This is a genomic window from Galbibacter sp. PAP.153 (assembly GCF_037029175.1).
GTDB lineage: Bacteria > Bacteroidota > Bacteroidia > Flavobacteriales > Flavobacteriaceae > Galbibacter > Galbibacter pacificus.
In genome coordinates, this window is sequence record NZ_JAZEUN010000005.1 from 57,732 (window position 1) to 77,866 (window position 20,135).

Sequence of the window (20,135 nt, forward strand, 5' to 3'; positions counted from 1 at the left end):
ATAAGAACACACATGGAATAAAAATGTTTTTCAGCATTATCATTTTATAGAACTTCAATAATGTAACTTGTTTTTCCAACAATATTTAAAGGCTTTTCCAAAGAAATTTCTTCCCCGCCAATAATCTCTTTTCCGGTTTTTGCTTCTTTTAGGTTCTCTTTAAACCTATTTAAATCCAGTGTTGTATTTTCCTTACTATTATTGATAACGACCATTACTTTTTGATTGTCGTTATACCTAAAATACACATACACATTGTCCTGCGGAAGGTATTGCGTGGTTTTTCCGTTATGAATAGCAGTTGCCTTTTTTCGCCAATTGAATATTTTTGAAGTGAAATTAAAATATTCATTTTGTAATCCGGTTCTATCTGAAGCTACAAATGCATTTTGGGCATCTTCTTTCCAACCACCTGGAAAATCCCTCCTAATATCACCATCGCCTTTACCTTTATTGCCTTTCATCCCTATTTCGGACCCGTAATACAATTGGGGAATGCCACGTACGGTTGCCAATAATGTCATTATCAATTTATAATCCTGAATATCGTTGTAAATTTCATTAACCCTTCCCGTGTCATGGTTTTCGGCAAACACCAATATGTTGTTTATGTCGGGATATAAAAAATCGTTCACAAAGTTTTCATACACTTGAATCATCCCTTTATCCCAAGAAGGATTTTCAACATGAAAAGCAGACGATACCGCATCGTGCAAGGTAAAATCCATAACGCTCGGCAAATAGGTATTGTAATTTTGAATAGCGCCAATTTTACTGTCTTTTTGCCAATAGGCTATTTGGGCCTGGTCGTGCAACCAAATTTCTCCCACAATATTAAAATTCGGGTATTCGTCCATTACGGCTTTGGTCCATGTTGCAATGCCTTTTTTATCGTTGTAAGAATAAGTGTCTACACGAAAACCGTCTAAATCGGCATATTCGATCCACCAAATAGCATTTTGAATTAGGTAATTGAGTGCAAGAGGATTGCTTTGATTCAAATCGGGCATCGATTTTACAAACCATCCATCCATGCACATTTTTGCGTCGATTTCTGAAGCATTCGGATCCATTTGCGTGCTCATGCGGTAATTTGTTTGCGCATAACCGGGGAATTGATGGATCCAATCGTATGTGGGCAAATCGTCCATCATCCAATGTGTTGCACCCCAGTGATTCACCACATAATCCATGATGAGTTTCATGTTTCGTTGGTGCAATTCGGAAGCCAATTTTTTATAATCTTCATTGGTGCCATAACGCGGATCTATTTTATACACATCACTCTGCGCATACGTATGATATGAATAAACCGTATCGTTATCCTCACAAAGCGGCGTGCTCCAAATGGCTGTGGCGCCAAGCGATTCTATATAATCTAAATGCTTAATAATTCCTTCAATATCGCCTCCATGCCGACCACCTTGCTTGGTTCTGTCTGCTTTTTCAACTACATTAGGTTGGCTATCGTTTTTAGTGTTTCCATTGGCAAAACGATCGGGCATCAATAAATAAATCATATCCGATGAATCGAAACCTTTTCGTTGTGCCGAATTTTGTTTGCGTTCTTTTAATTCGTATTCCTCAGAAAAAGCAACTTTTCCGTTTTTCTCGAAATCAATATTAAATTTTTGAGCAACTTCATTTTTGGTGTCAATGGTTATAAACAGGTAATTTGTATTTTCTGTTTTCTTTACTTCCAAAATAGCAATTCCATCTGTTTTTGGTTGAAAAGAGGCTATGTTTTCGCCATAAATCATCAATTGAAGTTCGCTTTTTTGCATTCCGCTCCACCAAAACGGCGGTTCCACTCGTTCTATTTGTGCTTGTAGATTTGCATACGCAAACATCAATAGTATTATAAAGAGGGGTGAATATTTATTTTTCATTATAGATTGATTTATTTTTACGTCCAAATAAAATCCCTTTGTTAGTTGCGAATTGTTGTCTCCACAATTTATTTAAAGGGATTTTATTATCTATTTAAAAAGATGCTTTATTGGTTTGCTTTTATCAGTGTTTCTTTCCCGTTCAACAAAATTGTCAAGTCGTTTTTTCCGTCTGTTGTAAAAGCTGTTCCGTTTTGAGTTACATTTATTTTAACGATCTGCCCCCTAAAATTCACCTTAAAAGAAAAACCTTTCCATTGTTTAGGAATTCTCGGTTGGAAAGTAAGTTTTCCTTCTCTTAAGCGCATACCGCCAAAACCTTCAACAATGCTCATCCATGTTCCGGCCATGGAAGTAATATGAAGCCCTTCGTGCACTTCCTTATTATAATCGTCTAAATCCAGGCGGGAGGTCCGCAAATAGAATGTGTATGCCTGTTCCATCCTGTCCAAAACGGCTGCCTGAATACTGTGAACGCATGGCGAAAGCGACGATTCATGAACGGTAAAGGGTTCGTAAAAATCGAAGTGGCGTTTTAATTCTTCCTTGCTGAAACGGTCTTCAAAAAAGTAAAACCCTTGCAGTGTATCGGCTTGTTTTATATAGGGCGAACGTAAAATACGGTCCCATGACCATTTTTGGTTTATCGGGCGTTGGTCTTTTGGTAAGTTTTCAACGGTAATCAACTCTTTGTCCAAAAAACCGTCCTGTTGCAAAAAAACTTGGTGGTCTTCGCTATACGGAAAATACATGTTTGTGGCAACATCGAGCCACTGCGCTACTTCTTTGGCAGCTAATTGTGTTTTATCTATAATTCTATTGTAATCTTTTTCAAAGTCGGTTTTTACCTTTTCAATATTTTCAGCAGCATATTCCAGGCACCATTTTGCTATGTAATTGGTATACCAGTTATTATTGACATTGTTTTCGTATTCGTTGGGACCGGTAACCCCTAAAATAACATATTTATTTTTTGCCGATGAAAAATTAGCCCGTTGATACCAGAAACGTGCTATCGCAATCATGACCTCAAGCCCCATCTCAAGAATATAACCATAATCGCCCGTATAACGTGTATAATTATGAATGGCATATACCATGGCTCCGTTACGGTGTATTTCTTCAAAGGTAATTTCCCATTCGTTATGGCATTCTTCGCCGTTCATGGTTACCATTGGGTACAAAGCGGCACCGTTTTTAAAACCAAGCTTTTCGGCATTTTCCATGGCCTTTTCCAGTTGGTTGTACCGATATGCCAACAAATTCCGGGCAACTTTATCGTCTTTTGTGGCCATGTAAAAGGGAATGCAATATGCCTCGGTGTCCCAATATGTACTTCCGCCGTATTTTTCTCCGGTAAAGCCTTTCGGACCAATATTTAACCGGGCATCTTTTCCCGAATAGGTCTGGTTAAGGTGAAAAATATTAAACCGGATTCCCTGCTGCGCCTTTACATCGCCTTCAATGGTGATATCGGCCATTTGCCAAATGGCAGTCCAAGCTTCTTTTTGTTTTTGAAGTAGGGCCTCAAAACCAAGACCCGAAGCTTTTTGCAGGACCTTCATGGAAGCTTCGATTAAATTAACCTTTTGATGGTTTAAAGAAGTTACATAACCGCCCATTTTTTCAATAGATGCTGTTTGCCCCTTTTGTGCAGTTACCTTATAACCAAAACTGGTTTTCAACAATTCCTTATTGATTTCGGGGGTTGGTTGCTGTTGTTTTTCGTCCAGAAAAATTTCACTTACCATTCCCGTGCATACATGAAATTCTGTTTTATTGGTTTTAGAAACTACATATCCAAAATTTCCTTCGGTATCGGCATCATAAACGTCCCAAAAAGCATCGTCCCAGTTTGTGTCTTCATTTGTAATCCCACCATCCACATAGGGAATAAAAGTAATCTCGGCATTTTTGTTAATAGGAGTAACGTTGTACTTTATGGCGCCGACCTCATCGAGATATAAGCTTAAAAACCGGGTTGCAGTTACTTCAATTTCTATATCGTTGGGCAAAATGGCATTGAAGCTCCGCTTGTGCCAGCCTTCTTTCATGTTCAATTCCCTCCGGAAATCTTTAACCGACTTGCAAGTGTATAAATCGAGCGGCTCGCCTTCAATTTCAATATTAATTCCAATCCAGTTGGGAGCATTCAATACTTTTGCAAAATATTCCGGATAGCCATTTTTCCACCAACCCACTTTGGTTTTATCGGGATAGTACACCCCGGCAATGTAACTTCCCTGGAAAGTGGCGCCCGAATATTGTTCTTCAAAGTTTGCGCGTTGCCCCATGGCGCCGTTCCCCATGCTGAACAAACTTTCGGAAGATTTTACTTTTTCGGCCTGAAATCCTTCTTCAATTAAGGACCATTCGTTTGGCACTATATAATCCTGATTCATTTTATTTTGGTTGAAGTTGTTTTAAAAAATCAAATGTTATTTCATTAAAATTGTCAAACACATAATCTGCATGTCCCAAATGCTTCTTGTTGCCAATTCCTACGGAAATCATTCCGACATTGTTTGCAGCCGTTATCCCGGCTTCGGAATCTTCAAAGACAATGCATTTCTTCGGGGGGATTTTTAGGTTTTTGGCGGCAATTAAAAACACCTCTGGATCTGGTTTTGCTTTTTTTACGCTATTTCCGTCCACAATACTGTCGAACATATCCAGCAAGCCTACTTTTTCCAGGATTGTGGAGGCATTTTTACTGGCAGAACCCAAGGCCATTGGGTAATTACCCTCTTTCAAGTTACTAAGAATATTGTAAACACCGGGAAGGATATCTTTTTTTGTCATATTTTGCACATACGACAGGTAATCTTCATTTTTATCTGAACTTAGTTCGGCAAATTTTTCATTGGTAACCGATGCGTTTGCCCATTTAAGTATTTTATTTAATGAATCTATCCTGCTTACGCCTTTCAACTTTTCGTTGAGCTCGGGTGTAAGCTCGAAGTTAAATTCGGCCGCTGCTTTTTTCCATGCTAAAAAATGAAATTTAGCAGTGTCTACAATTACGCCGTCCAAATCGAATATAAATCCTTTTTCTTTTTTCATTTATTTTTTATTAATCTAAAGTGTAAGCAATTGCTTTTTTATTTGTTATAAGAAGGTTTGCCAAACCGGCCAGAATTAAACAAAAACCGGCTATCATCATAGCGTTTATGGTAGCATCGCCCAATAGTTTATACATATAATTAATTCCACCTAAAGCTGCAAGAATTTGCGGCAATACTATAAACATATTAAAGAGCCCCATATAAACGCCCATTTTTTTGGCATCGATAGCGCTGGAAAGCATGGCATAAGGCATTGATAAAATACTTCCCCATGCTATTCCCACCAACAAAAAGCTCCCGTAAAGGTGCCATAAATTGGTAGCAAAATACATGGATATAAACCCAATACCGCCTATTATAAGTGAAAACATATGGGTGTTCTTCCTGTTAACGCGTTTTTTTGAAGCGAAAAAAGCAAGAACCAAAGCAAAAGCCATGGACGAAAGTCCATATATGCCCATTGCAGATCCTACTTTGTCTGATGCATCTTGGTATTTTTTATTGGCCACATTAAAAGCATTTTGCTGTTCTATATTTTCCAAGTTAAATGCTTTTTCCACAGGTGCCGGTGCTTGATATACATGTTCGGTCAATGCAGGCATGGCCATGCTCCACATAGTAAAAAAGGCAAACCAGCTAAAAAACTGGACCACGCCCAGTTTTACCATTGTTTTAGGCATTTTTCCAATATTTTCAAAAATATCTTGCACAAATCGCCCTCTGCTTGCAACTTTCATTTCTTTAAAAGCCTCCATGTCTTCGGGCGGGTATTCATCAGTAGTAAAAATGGTATATAAAATACTGGTTATAAAAACTACGGCCCCAATGCCAAAGGCTATTTTTACCGACATGGGCACTACTCCCGGTGCCGCTTCGTTACTTACTCCCAAAATATTGACCAACCACGGCAAATTGCTAGCTACCAATGTTCCAACACCAATAATAAGTGCCTGCACTACAAACCCATACGATCGTTGCGATTCATGCAATTTATCGGCAACTAAAGCCCTGAAAGGCTCCATACTAATGTTTATGGAAGCATCTAAAACCCATAAAAAGCCAGCTGCCATCCATAAAGCAGATGAGTACGGGACAAAAAATAAGGCCAGAGAACTCAATATAGCCCCAAAAAGAAAATAAGGCCGGCGTCTTCCTAACTTGGAATGCCAGGTTTTATCACTAAAATAACCTATTATGGGCTGAACGATCAATCCTGTAAGTGGAGCCGCAATCCATAACAAAGGCAAGCTATCTTTGTCGGCGCCTAGTGTTTGGAATATACGCGACATAAACCCGCCTTGGAGTGCAAACCCAAATTGTATCCCGAGAAAGCCGAAACTCATGTTCCATATTTCCCAGAAACCTAAAATACGCTTTTTCATTATCGTAATGTATTAATTTATAATACGATAAGCGCTATGACTTATCAAAACTTAAATATAGTTTATTGAGAAGTAAAAATAAGTTTTGATGTTGGCGAAGATACAATTTTTTTATTACCAAGCAGTTATTTAACATCTATTGCCCAGGTAAAATTCTTTACGAAAAGATATTGCGAAAATTTTTCGTTTGTACTTATTGAATTGTTGGTTAAATAGGTTTGGTAGATTCCCTTTGAAGAATTGAGGTTTTAATAACATCTGTTTTATAGCTACCGTCATCATCTTCATTTTCGAGGCGGTCGATAAGCATTTTTGCAGCTTTCTGCCCCATTTCGTAACCATGTTGTACCACTGTGGTTAAAGTTGGATAGGCATATTTTGACAAGATACCATCGCTAAATCCTACAAAACTCATTTGTTGCGGAATTTTAAACCCTCTATTGTGCGCCTCGCGCATGGCCACCACGGCATACAATTCGTTCACTCCAAAAACAGCATCAAAAGTTTGTGTATCAAAAAGTACCTTCACTTTTTCTTCAAGTTCTTCTATTTTATCAATTTTAACAATAAGTTTTTCATCAATTTCTATCCCTTCGTCCATTAAAGCATTGATATAACCCGAAGTACGCAATTTCCCTACAGAAACATAATCGGGTGTTGTTAGCAAGGCAATTCGGTTACAACCGGAATATACCAGGTGCTTTACAGTATTATAGGAGGCTCTTGCATCGTCAATAATAACTTTATCACAATAAATTTCATCAGAAATCCTATCGAACATCACCAAAGGCATTCCTTGATTAATGACTTCCCGTAAATGATGAAAATCTTTTTTCAACAAAGTTTCTTTTGATAATGACAATAAAAACCCGTCTATGCTCCCATTTGCCATGGTTTCCATATTGATGACTTCTTTGGCAAAAGATTCGTTTGAAAGGCAGACAATTACATTATAGCCCAATTCATTTGCCTTATGCTCTATTCCACTTATAATCATTGTAAAGAAATGATGCACAATCTCCGGAATAATAACTGCAATGTTCTTGGTTTTTTTGTTCTTGAGACTTAATGCAATATTATTAGGCTTGTAGTTATATAGTTTTGCAAAGGCCTGAACTTTATCTATGGTATCCTGACTGATTTCTGAACTGTTATTCAAGGCTTTGGAAACCGTGGAAATGGAAACATCCAATTCCCTGGCTATTTCTTTCATTGTTATTTTCTTTTTCATAGAATAGAGCTTAAGGTTGCAATTCAACAAAAGTACGCACTAAAATAGGTTTGTTGCAAGTATATTTTATACGGTCAAAAATGAAAAATTCTTAAAAAAGACCTGCTTTTATTACAAAATAGAAAATTAAGGCTCGTTTATGGGCCAAACTGTTAAAAAATAAAAAGTTGTAAACACTACATCGATTTCGCAGGTTTCGAGATTTGCTCAAACGTTTTCTTTACCCAAAATTTACAGCAGTTTTACATTGAGAAGTAAAAATAAAGCTAACTGTTAATTAAATCATCATCTAACAATCTATGAAGCTAATTCAGAAATTCACGCTGCTGGCTTTCCTGGTTCCATTGGGTGCATTTGCACAACAATCGGTAAGCGGAACGGTCACCGAAGCGGCTACAGGAACACCCATCCCGGGTGTTAATGTACTTATAAAAGGAAGTACCAAGGGAACAACGACCGATTTTGACGGGAACTTTCAAATGGAAGCTGAAGATGGGACCATTCTTCAGTTTTCTTACATAGGGTTTACAACCAGCGAGGCAACCGTTAGTGGAAGCACCCTAAATGTCTCTTTAACCGAAGACACACAACAACTTGAAGAAGTAGTAGTTATTGGTTATGGGGCTGTACGTAAAAAAGATGTAACCGGCGCGGTCGATTTGGTATCGTCTAAAGACTTTAACCAAGGCCCTGTTTTATCTCCGCAACAATTAATTCAAGGAAAGGTTGCCGGTGTTTCCATAAGTTCGGGCGGCGGTGCCCCCGGAGAAGGACAAAACATTGTTATTCGCGGACAAGGTTCATTATCTTTAAGCAGCTCCCCGTTATATGTTGTTGACGGTATTCCATTAGCCGATGGCGATGGTGTGGGTGGTTCCAGAAATCCGCTCAATTTTATCAACCCGAACGACATAGAAAGCATGACGGTCTTAAAAGACGCATCGGCAACCGCCATTTATGGATCGCGTGCTGCCAATGGTGTTATTATGATTACCACCAAGAAAGGTAAAGGAAACGAGTTTAAATTTAGTTATTCAGGTTCGACTACCTTGTACGATCCAACATCTTATGTAGCTGTAATGAAAGCCAATCAATTCAGGACGCTCATTAATGACATAGGCGATGAAAATGCCATAAACCGATTAGGAAATAGCAACACCAATTGGCAAGATGAAATTTACGGGCAAGCATTTGGGTTTGACCACAATTTTAGCACCACCGGGAACATTGCCGGTTTTATGCCTATACGTGCATCGGTAGGGTATACCAATCAAGATGGGGTTTTAAAAGGTGATAATTTTTCCAGGACCACCGGTTCTGTAAATCTCCGCCCGAGTTTTCTGGACGACCATTTAAAAATAGAATTAAACGGTCGCGGCTCATATACCGAAAACGCATTTGCCAACAGAGATGCTATTGGGGCTTCGGTAGATTTCGATCCCACACAGGCTATTTACGATCCAAATTCTCCCTTTGGTGGTTATTTTACCTGGCTTAACACAGATGGTGTACAAAATAATTTAGCGCCTACAAATCCCGTGGCACTTGTAAACTTAAAAGATGATACCGCTGAAGTAAGGCGTTTTATCGGGAATGCAAAAGTAGACTACAAGCTTCACTTTTTCCCAGATATTACAGCAACTATTAATGTTGGTATCGATAAATCCAACAGCCATGGAAGAACCATTGTTTCCGACCAGATGCCTTCTTCGCAATCTGACTGGAATGGATCTTTTTCCAACTACAGAAACATTGCAACCAATAAGCTCTTTGATGCTTATGCAACCTACGTTAAAGATTTTAATGACAAAAATAGCTTAAATGCAGTAGTTGGGTATTCATACCAAAGCTTTGAAGAAGACGATAATAATTATGACAGTGAAAAAGAAGAAGATGGCATCCCTCCTACTACAATTAATAAAAACAAAAGCGTTTTACTTTCCTATTTTGGGAGGTTAAATTATAATTTCGACAGCCGTTATTTGTTTACAGCCACATTAAGGGCAGATGCCTCTTCTAAACTAAATCCAAATGACCGTTGGGGTTATTTTCCTTCGTTTGCGTTTGCGTGGAACATCAACAACGAACAGTTTCTTGAAGGTTCTGAAGTTATAAACGAGTTGAAGCTGAGAATTGGTTACGGGGAAATTGGAAATGTATCCGGTCTTTCTGATTATTTATACCTAACCCGATATACGCAAAGTCAATCGAATGCCAATTATCAATTCGGCAATAGCTTTTATCAAACCTTTCGACCGGAGGCCTATAACGAAAATTTAAGATGGGAAGTTGGCAACACGCTCAATGCAGGTATAGATTACGGCATTTTAAACAGAAGAATATCTGGTTCTGTCAATGCATACATCAAAAAAACCGAAAACCTGATCAGTAATGTTACGGTAGACCCTTTTACTAACTTTTCCAACTCCATTCAAAAAAATATTGGAGATATGGTAAATAAAGGAATTGAGTTTGAATTAAATGCAATTCCAGTACAAACCGACAATTTTAACTGGAGCATCGGCTACAATATTTCTTTTAACGATAACGAGCTTACCAACCTTCCCGATCAAGTAGAAGTTGGAGAAATCAATGGAGGAACAGGAAACAGGATTCAACTTCACAAAGAAGGATATGCTCCTTATAGTTTTTGGGTCTACAAGCAAGTTTATGATGAAAACGGAAGACCAATTGAAGGTGCTGTTGTAGACAGAAACGGGGATAACCAAATTAATAACGACGACCGTTATTTATACAAAAACCCCTACGCCGATGTAATTATGGGCTTAAATACCAATTTGAATTACAAAAACTGGGACTTGGCAGTAGTAACACGGGCCAATTTAGGAAACTATGTATACAACAACATGGCATCCAGCAAAAGTTATGAGCGTAGGGCTACCGAAAACAGTATTCTTACCAACCTGCATACCGATTATTACAACACAGGTTTTAAAGCATTGACCGAAGTTAACCTAGAAAGCGATTATTATGTGCAAAATGCCTCTTTTTTCAAAATAGATAATATCACATTAGGTTATACGCTTCGTGACTTTATAGAGAACACCAATCTTAGGTTTTATGGGTCGGCTCAAAACGTACTCATTGTTACAGATTACAATGGTTTAGACCCTGAAATAAACGGGGGGATTGACAACAATTTCTACCCGAGGCCACGATCGTTTGTATTTGGAGTAAACCTAAATTTTTAAATTAAGACACGATGAAAAAGACATATAAAATACTAACCTTTTTAGCTATAACAAGCGCTCTTTTTAGCGGCTGTCATGATGACCTCAACCAAGATCCAACAATAGATCCCGATAGCTTTACAGAGCAAAATGTGTTTGCCAATGCCGATGAAGCTAAAGGAGCCCTCGCAAAATTGTATGCCAGTTTAGCACTTACAGGACAAGAAGGTCCTGCTGGACAAGCCGATATTACGGGAATTGACGAAGGGACCTCGCAATATTCAAGAATGCTATTCAACCTCAACGAGTTAACTACCGACAATGCTGTGGTAGGTTGGGGAGATCCCGGACTTCCTAATTTACATGAAATGAATTGGGATTCCAGCAATGACTTTACTGCGGCTATGTATTACCGCTTGGCACAAGAAGTATCTTTTTGCAATTCATTTATTGAAAATGCCGAAAGCTTGGCCGAAGATACCGAAGTGCAATACTTTATTGCGGAAGCACGTTTTTTAAGAGCCTTTGCTTATTATAACTTAATTGATTTATATGGAAACGTTCCTTTGGTAACACTTGTTTCTACAGAGCTCCCGGAACAAAGCAACCGGACTGAAATTTTTCAGTATGTAGAATCAGAATTACTTGAAATCCAAGACCTGCTTAAAGAAAGTCAGGCTAACGAATATGGCCGCGTAGACCGTGTTGCAGCTTGGGCATTACTTTCTAAATTATACCTAAATGCAGAAGTCTGGACAGGAGAAAACAAATATACCGAAGCGGTTACCTATTCAGAAAAAGCAATTGTTTCATCTTACAGCATCAACACCAATGATGCCAATGGAAATGGTTCGGCCTACGACGAACTTTTTCTAGCAGACAACAATGCTAATGGAGCCCAAAACGAATTTATCTTCGCCATTAATTTTGACGGAAATCAATCGCGTACATACGGAGGAACTACTTTTTTAGTACACGCTGCCATTGGTGGCGATATGGACCCTTCACTCTTTGGAGTTAATGGTGGCTGGGGCGGTAACCGTACCACCAGTGCTTTGGTTGAAAAATTTGATGATGCCGCTACAACTTTTAACGACGATGGCTTCCCTACAGCATGGGAAGACACAAGGGCCCTATTTTATACCGATGGTCAGAGTTATGAGATTAATACCATTGCCAATACATTTACCGATGGTTATGCAATTACCAAGTTTAAAAATGTTACTTCTGAAGGAAATCCAGGAAGCGATGCCGGAGGCGATTTTGTAGATACCGACCTTCCGTTAATCCGTTTGGCAGAAATCTATCTTAATTATGCCGAAGCAGTTCTTAGAGGCGGTTCTGGTGGCAATGTAAATACAGCCGTAAGTTATATCAATCAATTAAGAACACGTGCCTATGGAAATACAAATGGCAACATTGCTTCTGGCGATTTAACATTAAACTTTGTACTGAATGAAAGAGCACGTGAACTCTATTGGGAAGGACAAAGAAGAACAGATTTAATTCGTTACAATTTGTTTACAACCGCAAGCTACGTATGGCCTTTTAAAGGAGGCGTAAAGAATGGGGCCGCTGTAGATTCATACAGAAACCTGTTTCCGTTACCTGCAAATATTATTTCCATAAATACCAATCTAACTCAAAATCCTGGTTACTAACAAAACATCAAGAAAAATGAAAAAAACAACATACCTTTTCGTTATAATCGTAGCATCAATAAGCTTTTATGCTTGTTCCAGCGACGATGACTTTACCTTTATTGCCAAACCCGATCCGGACGGAATAGCTTTTGAAAATACTTTTTTGGATGCCTATTCACTAAATGCGGAAAATGGTGACAATCTAGCTGAACGCTTTATTTGGAATGCGGTAGATTTTGATGCCCCTACCCCGATAAAATACGAATTGCAAGCAGCAATCACAGAAAGCTTTGAAAGTATTGATGCACTTGCCAACGATATAACAGAAACCAATTATGGCGTTACCGTAAAAAACATGTTGGATTTGGCTACTGATGCCGGGCTGGACAATGATCCCGAAACAGAAGCGCCCAACACCGGAACACTCTATTTTCGTGTAAGGGCCTATGTAGGCGACGATGCTGCCAACACGGTAGAACAACTTTCAGAAGCAGTACCTATTAATGTAGTTTTGGTTGAAGCCAACGATAACGATAATACCAATGACCTTTTAACCACATGGGGGGTTGTGGGCGATGCCGCCCCAAATGGATGGGACGGCCCAGATGCACCTTTTATTAAAACAGACGACCCAGATGTTATTGTGGCATATGTTAACTTGACAGATGGCGAAATTAAATTTAGAGAGAACAACGATTGGGCCAGCAATTATGGAGATACCGGAGCCGATGGCACTTTAGAGGATGCAGGGGACAATATTAAAGTTACGGCAGGCTCCTATAAAATAGCATTTAACACAAACGAACTTACATATTCATTAGAGCCATATTCATGGGGGTTAGTGGGCGACGCAACTCCAAACGGATGGGATGGCCCGGATGCACCTTTAACGTTTGATGCCGCAACAAATACCTGGAATGCAACAACCACGCTTACCGATGGTGAAATTAAATTTCGCTTAAACAATGACTGGGGTGTAAATTTTGGCGACAACGGAACCGATGGAACCATAGATAATGGAGGAGACAACATTCCTGTAACAGCCGGAAATTATAATATTACAGTGAATTTCGACACGCTGGAATACAGCTTGGAAGCATTGTAATTTTACAAACAGTACGCAAAATCTTTTGTATGTATAGTTAGTAGAAAGCGGAAGATGTAAATGCATATATCTTCCGTTTTTGACATACATAAATTTCCATTAAAAATAAATTCTTCAATTATGAAATGAGCATAAATTTTTTCATGCAGAAATTTACCAACCGACATGAATAAAATTTTTGCGAATTGCCGAATGTCTTAAAAATTTTATACAGATGAAAACTAAAATTTCTTTTATACTTCCCCTTTTTGCTTTATGGATGTGTGCATGCACTAACGACGACGACCAAGTCACGACCCCCGAACCCGACGAAACCCCAACCAATATTGAACTGGTTCCTTTGGATCTTTCCAGTATCGACAATGGAAGCCGGGTAATGATGCAAGCTTTTTATTGGGACGTAGAACCCAGAGGTGAATGGTGGAACATACTTTCTGAAAAAGTCGATGACTGGAGCGCTTCGGGAATTAACAGATTATGGCTTCCTGTAGCTACAAAAGGGCAATCTGGCGGCTATTCCATGGGGTACGATCCTTCCGACTATTTTGACTTTGGCGAATTTGAGCAACACGGTACCGTAAAAACCCGTTTTGGAAGCCGTGAAGAATTGGAGAATTTAATTACCAAAGCACATAACAACGACCTGGAAGTAATTGCCGATATCGTTATCAACCATAATTCAGGAGGAGGCGAAGAATACAACCCCTACCGCGATAAAAATACTTTTACCCTTTTCGATGAAACACATGGGAATGCATCGGGAATGTTCAATAGAAATTATGAAAACTTCTATCCAAACAGCACTAGCAATTATGATGATGGGAGCTTGTTTTATCCCGAACAAAATTTAGACCATCATCAAGAATATGTACAAAACTGGTTATGGAAAAACGATAATTCGGTAGCCAAATACTATAAAAACGTAATGGGGTTTGATGGCTGGCGCTTTGATTATGTCTTGGGCTACGAACCATGGGTAGTAAAAATGTGGCTTGACGAAGTAGGAGGTTTCTCCGTAAGCGAGCTTTGGGACGGAAACCCAGAAGTATTGGCAAACTACATAAACGAAACCGATAGTGGCGTTTTTGATTTCTCAACTTTCTACAAACTTGATGAAGCCCTGGACAGGTATAACGACTTGACATACCTTGAAAAAGAAATGCTTTGGCAAACACACCCAGACAAAGCAGTAACTTTTACTGCAAATCATGATACAGAGAAAGATACCAACGAAGACAACAATATTTCCCCAGAAAACAAGCTAAAAGCCTATGCCTATATATTGACGCACCCGGGATATCCAACTATTTTTTATACTGATTATGAAAACGAAGATTTTAAAGAACAACTGAAACAGCTAATTAAAATCCATAATAGTTTAGCTTCAGGTGAAACAGAAATCTTGTATGTAGATAACGATGAATATATTATGAAAAGAAAAGGCAATGCCGAAAACCCCGGATTAATTTTATACATCAACACTTCTGAAAACATTAAAAAACGATTGATAAAAACCAACTGGAACAACAGTTATTTAATGGATTATAGCCTAAATTCAATGGCTACACCCCTTTCAGATACAAATGGAGAAGCTTATATTGAAGTACCTGCAAATAGTTATACTATTTGGTCTGTTACCCCAACAAAATAATAGGCAATACGCGCATCATTTAAAAGTAAAAACAACAATTATTGTTGCGTTAAAATTTTAGCTATTTTTTTTATATTTCTATCATATAACTTGTAATATTTTCATATATTCACATAATTTTAAAACTATTTAACATTAAAATACAGTCGTTTTAAACAGTAATAAACCACCTTACACAAAGAAAACGGCTACATACCTTGTTAAATGAAGCTAACTATTTGAACTTTAAAATTTAATTGTATGAAGAACAATTTTCTGAAAGGCTTAGTCCTTGTTGGAGCATTTCTGTGTTTCAGCATGGCTAAAGCCCAGACTGTAAGTGGAACAGTCTCTGACGCAACCGGCCCACTTCCTGGGGCCAATGTTCTGGTAAAAGGAACATCAAATGGAACGCAAACAGATTTTGACGGAAATTACACCTTGGACAATGTTGCATCGGGTGCTGTTTTGGTATTCAGTTATGTAGGTTTTTCCAGTAAGGAAATCCCGGTAAACGGGCAATCTACCATTAATGCAACCTTAACAGAAGATGCACAGGCACTGGACGAGGTAATAGTAATTGGATATGGTACCACGACCAAAGAAGATGCTACCGGAGCTGTTGCCGTTGTTGGGTCGGAAGATTTTAACCAAGGCGTTATTGCTTCTCCCGAACAACTCATTCAAGGTAAAACTGCCGGAGTACAGATTACCCAAACCAGTGGCGAACCAGGAGCAGGTGTTCAAGTTAGGATTAGAGGTACCGCTTCTGTCCGCTCAAACAACAACCCTTTATTTGTAGTAGATGGAGTTCCCCTAGCCGGAAATAATACTGCTGCCGATGGAGCCGATCTAGGAGCTGGTACAAGTTCGGCAAAAAACCCATTGAATTTCCTAAACCCGAACGACATTGAGAGCATGACCGTTTTAAAAGATGCCTCTGCAACGGCTATTTATGGTTCCCGTGCCGCCAATGGGGTTATTTTAATTACTACCAAAAGCGGAAAAGCAGGCCAGGGCGGAAAGTTTGAGTTTTCTTCAAATACCAGTGTTTCTGTAGCCGCAAAAACATTCGACTTACTAGACAGGGAACAATACCTTGATGCAATAGATCAATATGGGGGCGATAGAAGCGCCTTGGATTTTGGAGCAGATACAGATTGGCAGGATTATTTAATGAGAACTGCTTTTTCTACAGATCAAAACCTGGCATATTCCAATAATTACGGTTCTGGTTTTGTTAGGGCTTCATTTAGCTATAGCGATCAAAACGGAATCATAAGAAACTCGGCTCAAGAAAGAATTACAGGAAGGGTAAACCTTTCTCAACGCTTTTTAGACGATAAGCTAAAAATTGATTTTAACGGTACAATTTCCAGAGTGAATGACGATGCTCCAATGATTACAAATACAGCAGGTTCTACCGGAGATTTATTGGGTGCTACGTATTTTGCCAATCCAACATGGCCTACAGACCCGACTTTTTCAACAGGTAATGATATAATTCCTTCACAGGCTTTGGAATATTTTAAAGACATGACCAATACAAACAGGTATCTGGCAAATATTTCGGCAGAGTATGAAATCATTGAAGGTTTAAAAGCTAAAATCAATTTAGGGTACGACGAGTCTTCCGCAGAAAAAAACCAGGCATTGTCCGGTAATATTACTGGATTAAGTAATGGGGCACCGGTAAATGGTAAAGGCTTCTTTGCCAATAATTACAATAAAAACGAATTATTCGATGCCACCCTTAACTATACAAAGGATTTTAGCAATTCTAAGTTGGAAGTTTTGGTTGGATATTCTTATCAAAGTTTTAAAACAGCCGGGAGAACTGTCCAAGGCTTTGGATACTCATCAAGGAACATGGACGAAATGTTCGACGAACTGGAAATGTCCAGAAATATCATAGAAAACTCAATTACAGGATCGTATCAACAATATGGATATGATGCAGACGGGCTTTTTGTTAACCGTTTATTCCCAGAAATATCAGGAAACGAAGCTCTATCCGCTCCTTCGGGTGTACCCTTAACTGCGGTGGCGGCCGATACCTATGATTATACCGATGAGTTACAATCTTATTTTGGAAGGGTTAATTACACGCTCATGGAAAAGTATATTTTCACTTTTACACTACGAGCCGATGGATCTTCTAGATTTGGACCCGATAATAGATATGGTTATTTTCCTTCCGGAGCTTTTGCATGGAGGCTCGATCAAGAAGATTTTTTGTGGGAGAAACCTTTTCCACGCTTAAACTTCGTTTAGGATATGGTATTACCGGTAATCAGGATGGTTTAGGATATGGAAATTTTACCTATAGACAACGTTTTGGCGGTATTGGTATTAGCAATGGTGGAGATGTTAACCCTCCAACACTTGGATTGGTTGCATTTCCCGACAGTACGCTTAAATGGGAAGAAACCGCACAAGCAAACATAGGGATTGATTTTGGGTTTATGAACGAACGTTTAAACGGTAGTATTGACCTTTACCATAAAACAACCAAAGACCTATTGTTAAAACAGGAAGCTGCCCAACCCTCGCCTCAACCCTTTTATTTTGGCAATGTGGATGCCGATGTTATTAATAAGGGTATTGAATTTGCAATTAATTACGACTTAATCCAAGCAGATAACTTAAACTGGAACCTAGGATTTAATATTGCATACAACGATAATATGGTTAAGAACTTTGATGGGCAAATCCAAACTGGTGCCATTAATGGTAACGGATTAACCGGAGCCTATGCGCAATTATTAACTGGAGGATATCCTTTGTTTTCTTACTACCTAAGAAAATTTGGAGGATATGATGAAAATGGTATTTCCGTATACCCAAATGGGGACATACAGGAATTTGTTGATAAAAGTGCCTTACCAAAAGTAACTTCTGGGCTTTCTACCAGCTTATCGTACAAAAACTGGGATTTCAATGCATTCTTTACGGGGCAATTTGGGCAGTATATTTATAATAACAATGCCAATGCCTTCTTTACCGCAGGTATTATAGGCAGTGGTAAAAATGTTACCCAAAATGTATTGACAAATGGTGAATCGCCCGCCAATGCACCCGACGTTTCCACAAGGTTCTTGGAGAAAGGAGATTTTGTAAGATTGCAAAATGCATCCATTGGCTATAACTTCCCGATAAGAGAAGGTTGGTTTCTCGATGCTTTAAGGTTTAACGTAACTGGACAAAATCTATTTGTAATTACAGATTATACTGGTTTAGACCCAGAAGTAAACACTCCAAAACCTTTAAACGACATTCCTTCTTTGGGGATAGATTACACAAGTTTTCCAAGACCGAGAACGATTACGTTTGGAATTAATGCAACTTTTTAAAAAATTGACAAATGAAAACATCAAAAATATATAATTTATTAATCATTGCTCTTCTTCTCGGAATTTCCGGCTGTACCGATTTGGAAATTGAAGAAACTGACTCTCGTTTTCCAAATCTGTCGGGCGAATTTACAGGAGTGGATGCAACAGAAAGCTTAGAAAACCTGTACAATTCTGTAAGAGGTCAAGTTCAGACACAGGAAGACATGTATGGAATTATCGAAGTGTCGTCAGATGAATTCTTAGTCCCCACTAGAGGTACCGACTGGGGCGATAATGGAGTATGGAGGTCATTGCACGGCCATACTTGGAGCACAACACATAATCTTATCAAAAACACATGGAATGCATTAAATTCAAATGTATATAATGCTACAACCATTATTGACCCATTGAGCGAGCCCACGCCCCAACAAGCGGCCGAAGCAAAATTTATTAGAGCTTATAGCATGTTTTGGTTAATGGATCTATTCGGTCAAGTTCCTTTTAGGTCGCCACAAGATGGGCCAGATGTAAACCCTTCGGTAATGACAAGGACCGAAGCCTATGAGTTTGCTGTTAAGGATTTAACCGAAGCAATTTCTGATCTGCCAAGTACAGGCCCTGGCGAAGGATTAATAAAAGCATCCAAGGCATCTGCCCGCTATTTGCTTGCCAAGCTATATCTAAACAAGCATATCTATACGGGGGCAGAAAGTCCAAATCCAGCCGATATGACCCAAGTAGTTGAATTGGTAGATGATATTCAGGCAGACGGGTTTGCTCTTCAAGAAGGCTATTTTGAATTATTTACCAATGATACAGACACCGAAACCATCTTTTTTACAACTTCTGATATAGGTTCCCGTATATGGAACGGACTTCATTACAACCAAGGTGCACCCGATAATACCGGTGGAGGGTGGAACGGCTTTACAACTTTGGCCGAATTCTACGACCTATTTGAAGGAGACCCAAATATAAACACGCCCGGATCGGGACAAGAAGAAAGAAGGGGTTACGTTCCATTGGCAGGTGTTCCGTCCGATCAGCCAGATGGTGATGATGAGGACAATCTGCCAGACGATGACATTGATGAAGATGGAATAAAAGATGGCTCTAATATTGGTTTTGGCTTCTTAATAGGGCAACAATATGGCCCCAACGGAGAGAAACTAAAAGACAGGCAAGGAAATGACCTTGTTTATTCCAAAGAACTTCCCGGCTTACTGGGCAACAATGAAAGAACAGGAATCAGGGTTCTTAAGTACAGCCCCGTAAACGGTTCTTTTGCCACACATATGGTATTATATAGGTATGCCGACGCTCATTTAATGAAGGCAGAAGCTATCATGCGCGGTGGCTCTTCTGGTGAAGATGCCCTTACCTTGGTAAATGAGTTAAGGACTATTAGGGGCGCTACTCCCCTTGGTTCTTTAACAGAGCAAGATTTACTGGACGAACGCGGAAGGGAACTTTATGGAGAATATTGGAGGCGTAACGACCAGATCCGGTTTGGTACATTTACCGATACATGGGAATTTAAAGACAATACCGAAGAATTTAGGGTATTGTTCCCAATTCCGGAAACTGCCATTATTACAAATCCTAATTTAATACAGAACGAAGGATACTAACGCGTGTTTTGTACTATTTTGAACATGTAA

General features: G+C 39.0%; 12 protein-coding genes. 7 read left to right on the forward strand and 5 right to left on the reverse strand.

The window, feature by feature from the left end; genetic code table 11:
• Positions 1–44 precede the first annotated feature (44 nt).
• From UXI14_RS03860 to UXI14_RS03880, 5 genes are all read right to left on the reverse strand, one after another.
• Positions 45–1,889: a glycoside hydrolase family 13 protein gene (locus UXI14_RS03860; RefSeq protein WP_335964935.1), complete on the reverse strand. Its 1,845-nt coding sequence runs from the start codon at positions 1,887–1,889 to the stop codon at positions 45–47.
• A gap of 107 nt (positions 1,890–1,996) precedes the next feature.
• A complete protein-coding gene (locus UXI14_RS03865) occupies positions 1,997–4,291 on the reverse strand; it encodes a glycoside hydrolase family 65 protein (protein ID WP_335964936.1) in 2,295 nt (764 codons plus the stop codon).
• 1 nt (position 4,292) lies between these two features.
• Positions 4,293–4,952, reverse strand: coding sequence for a beta-phosphoglucomutase (gene pgmB, locus UXI14_RS03870; RefSeq protein WP_335964937.1), 660 nt, complete (start codon positions 4,950–4,952; stop codon positions 4,293–4,295).
• Positions 4,953–4,962: 10 nt separating this feature from the next.
• On the reverse strand, positions 4,963–6,336 hold the full coding sequence (locus UXI14_RS03875) for an MFS transporter (RefSeq protein ID WP_277901205.1): 1,374 nt from the start codon (positions 6,334–6,336) through the stop codon (positions 4,963–4,965).
• 208 nt (positions 6,337–6,544) lie between these two features.
• A complete protein-coding gene (locus UXI14_RS03880) occupies positions 6,545–7,567 on the reverse strand; it encodes a LacI family DNA-binding transcriptional regulator (protein WP_277901204.1) in 1,023 nt (340 codons plus the stop codon).
• 299 nt (positions 7,568–7,866) lie between these two features.
• Between UXI14_RS03880 and UXI14_RS03885 the strand changes: the two genes are divergently transcribed.
• The 7 genes from UXI14_RS03885 (at position 7,867) to UXI14_RS03915 (ending at position 20,105) form a co-directional block, all read left to right on the forward strand.
• On the forward strand, positions 7,867–10,779 hold the full coding sequence (locus UXI14_RS03885; protein ID WP_335964939.1) for a TonB-dependent receptor: 2,913 nt from the start codon (positions 7,867–7,869) through the stop codon (positions 10,777–10,779).
• Between the two features lie 11 nt (positions 10,780–10,790).
• The gene (locus tag UXI14_RS03890; RefSeq protein ID WP_335964940.1) at positions 10,791–12,419 is read left to right on the forward strand and encodes a RagB/SusD family nutrient uptake outer membrane protein; all 1,629 of its coding nucleotides are present in this window, start codon (positions 10,791–10,793) and stop codon (positions 12,417–12,419) included.
• Between the two features lie 16 nt (positions 12,420–12,435).
• Positions 12,436–13,506, forward strand: coding sequence for a SusE domain-containing protein (locus tag UXI14_RS03895; protein WP_335964941.1), 1,071 nt, complete (start codon positions 12,436–12,438; stop codon positions 13,504–13,506).
• 214 nt (positions 13,507–13,720) lie between these two features.
• Positions 13,721–15,157: an alpha-amylase gene (locus UXI14_RS03900; RefSeq protein ID WP_335964942.1), complete on the forward strand. Its 1,437-nt coding sequence runs from the start codon at positions 13,721–13,723 to the stop codon at positions 15,155–15,157.
• Positions 15,158–15,397: 240 nt separating this feature from the next.
• Positions 15,398–17,410 carry a SusC/RagA family TonB-linked outer membrane protein gene (locus UXI14_RS03905; RefSeq protein ID WP_335964943.1) on the forward strand — a complete coding sequence of 671 codons (2,013 nt, stop codon included), beginning with the start codon at positions 15,398–15,400 and terminating at the stop codon, positions 17,408–17,410.
• Entirely contained in the window at positions 17,374–18,489 is a 1,116-nt protein-coding gene (locus tag UXI14_RS03910; RefSeq protein ID WP_335964945.1) for a TonB-dependent receptor, read from the forward strand. The genes UXI14_RS03905 and UXI14_RS03910 overlap by 37 nt, the downstream gene beginning before the upstream one ends.
• 11 nt (positions 18,490–18,500) lie before the next feature.
• Positions 18,501–20,105 (forward strand): RagB/SusD family nutrient uptake outer membrane protein, encoded by a 1,605-nt coding sequence (locus tag UXI14_RS03915; protein ID WP_277901198.1) that lies wholly within the window; start codon positions 18,501–18,503, stop codon positions 20,103–20,105.
• Positions 20,106–20,135: the final 30 nt, after the last annotated feature.